This is a genomic window from Arthrobacter sp. CAL618, assembly GCF_000468215.1.
Lineage (GTDB): Bacteria > Actinomycetota > Actinomycetes > Actinomycetales > Micrococcaceae > Arthrobacter_D.
Genome location: NZ_ASZW01000111.1, coordinates 1 through 1,708, shown reverse-complemented (window position 1 = coordinate 1,708; position 1,708 = coordinate 1). Strand labels below are relative to the sequence as shown.

General features: G+C 66.9%; 2 protein-coding genes and 1 pseudogene. 2 read left to right on the top strand and 1 reads right to left on the bottom strand.

The window, feature by feature from the left end; all coding sequences use genetic code 11:
• The coding region (locus K728_RS0107045; RefSeq protein ID WP_024476297.1) for a nicotinate phosphoribosyltransferase at window positions 1–815 on the top strand (815 nt) is incomplete at its 5' end.
• Window positions 812–1,435: an isochorismatase family protein gene (locus K728_RS0107040; RefSeq protein ID WP_024476296.1), complete on the top strand. Its 624-nt coding sequence runs from the start codon at window positions 812–814 to the stop codon at window positions 1,433–1,435. The genes K728_RS0107045 and K728_RS0107040, both read left to right, overlap by 4 nt.
• A 61-nt stretch (window positions 1,436–1,496) precedes the next feature.
• On the opposite strand, the pseudogene K728_RS18720 reads toward K728_RS0107040, so the two are convergent.
• A pseudogene (locus K728_RS18720) lies at window positions 1,497–1,708 on the bottom strand (ATP-dependent helicase); the annotation flags it as partial.

Here is a 1,708-nt window from a genome sequence, read left to right as displayed (position 1 = left end):
TGGCCGCCGCGCGGGCCGCGATCATTGGGGGTTTCGCCAGCACCTCCAACCTAGAGGCCGGTCGGAGGTACGGCGTGAAGACCGTAGGCACCGCAGCCCACTCCTTCACCCTGCTGCACGACACGGAGCGGGATGCCTTCGCCGCCCAGGTCGCCACGCTGGGCGCCGGAACATCGCTGCTGGTGGACACGTACGACGTCGAACGCGGCGTCCGGACCGCCGTCGAGGTGGCTGGACCGGAGCTGGGTGCGGTGCGGCTGGATTCGGGCGACCTCGTGGCCCAGGCCCGCTGGGTCCGTCAGCTGCTCGATGACCTGGGCAACCACAACACCCGGATTGTGGTCACCTCGGATCTCGACGAGTTTGCGATTGGCTCCCTCGCCTCCGCTCCCGTGGATTCCTACGGCGTCGGCACCTCACTGGTCACCGGTTCGGGCGCCCCGACCGCGGGCCTGGTCTACAAACTGGTGAGCCGGACCGATGACGACGGCGAATTCGTTTCAGTAGCGAAGTCAGCACTGAACAAGGCCTCGCGCGGCGGGCGCAAATACGCACTCCGCCGCCTCAACGACGCGGGCATCGCCACAACCGAGGTGGTGGGAATTGGCCGCTCGCCTCACGACGACGGAAACGACCGGCCGCTGCTGCAGCAATTTGTCAGCGACGGCGACATCCTGCCCGGCTGGACCGGGGCCGATGCGGTGCGCCGCGCCGTCGAACACCACCGGTCGTCCATGACCGAACTGCCGGGCTCGGTCATGCGACTGCAGCGCGGAGAACCCGCCATCCCCACCGAATACGAGGAGGAACCATGACCCGCGCCCTGATCATTGTCGACGTCCAGAACGATTTCTGTGAAGGTGGGTCGCTAGCCGTCGACGGCGGCGCCGACCTCGCCTCCCTGCTCAGCGACTTCATCGACGAGCAGGGCGGGGCGTTCGATCACATCGTCGCCACCCAGGACTGGCACATCGACCCTGGAGCCCACTTTTCACAGACCCCTGACTTCCTCCACTCCTGGCCGGTCCACTGCGTCGCCGACAGCAAGGGATCACGGTTCCACCCGGACCTGGATACCGAGAATGTCGAAGCAGTCTTCCGGAAAGGCCAGTTCGAGGCGGCGTACTCGGGCTTTGAAGGCGTCCTCGCCCCCGAAGACGAGGTTCCCACCGGCGAGCAGAAGCTCGGCGCCCTGGCTGAGGGGTCGACAGAAGACCCGGTGACACTCGATGACTGGCTCCGTGAGCGGGAGGTCGATGAGGTGGCACTGGTTGGCCTTGCCACCGACTTCTGCGTCAAGGCAACCGCCCTGGACGCTGTAGCGGCCGGCTACACCACCTCGGTCCTGGTCCGCTACACCCGCGGGGTCCACCCCGACGGCGTCGAGACCACCCTCGAGGAACTCGAAGAAGCCGGCGTCGAACTGGTCGAGTAGGACCTGGCCTTCGCTGCCGCGCGCCCAGGTCCCTCACCCTTCGCGGTAGTGCACCGGGCGGCTATTTCCGGCCGATGAACCAGTCCTGCAACTTCTTCAGCCGCCGCTGGAGCTGATCCTCGTTGGCCTGTGCCACGGCCGGACCGCCGCAGGCCTTCCTCAGCTCGGTGTGCACCACACCGTGGGGCATGCCGGAGCGTGCCGACCAGGCTGATACGTTCTTGGCGAGCTCACCCCGTAGTTCTGTGAGTAGCCGGTGGTCAACGACCAGCG